The following is a 731-nucleotide window of genomic DNA, read 5'->3' on the forward strand; positions in this document are numbered from 1 at the left end:
ATCAACACTGCGCACGTAGAGTACGATTCCACTATTCGTCACTACGCGCACGTTGACTGCCCGGGTCACGCCGACTACGTAAAAAACATGATCACTGGTGCTGCTCAGATGGACGGCGCTATCCTGGTTTGCTCGGCTGCCGATGGTCCGATGCCGCAAACTCGTGAGCACATCCTGCTGTCCCGTCAGGTAGGTGTTCCGTACATCGTCGTGTTCCTGAACAAGGCTGACATGGTTGATGATGCTGAGCTGCTGGAACTGGTTGAAATGGAAGTGCGTGACCTGCTCAGCACTTACGATTTCCCGGGTGACGATACTCCGATCATCATCGGTTCTGCTCTGATGGCTCTGAACGGCGAAGACGAGAACGGTCTCGGCACTTCCGCTGTTAAGAAGCTGGTTGAAACTCTGGATACCTACATCCCAGAGCCAGAGCGTGCTATCGACAAGCCGTTCCTGATGCCGATCGAAGACGTATTCTCCATCTCTGGTCGCGGTACTGTAGTAACTGGCCGTATCGAGCGTGGTATCGTTAAGGTTCAGGAAGAGATCGAAATCGTTGGTCTGCGTGACACCACCAAGACTACCTGCACCGGCGTTGAAATGTTCCGCAAGCTGCTGGACGAAGGCCGTGCTGGTGAGAACTGTGGTGTTCTGCTGCGTGGTACTAAGCGTGACGAAGTTGAGCGTGGTCAGGTTCTGGTTAAGCCGGGTTCTGTTAAGCCTCACAC

1 protein-coding gene is annotated in these 731 nt (G+C 54.2%); it reads left to right on the forward strand.

Translation table 11 applies throughout. The features are described 5' to 3' along the window. The coding region (locus AO726_RS10300) for an elongation factor Tu (RefSeq protein WP_152987277.1) at positions 1 to 731 on the forward strand (731 nt) is incomplete at both ends.

Source organism: Pseudomonas sp. TTU2014-080ASC (genome assembly GCF_001446935.1).
GTDB lineage: Bacteria > Pseudomonadota > Gammaproteobacteria > Pseudomonadales > Pseudomonadaceae > Aquipseudomonas.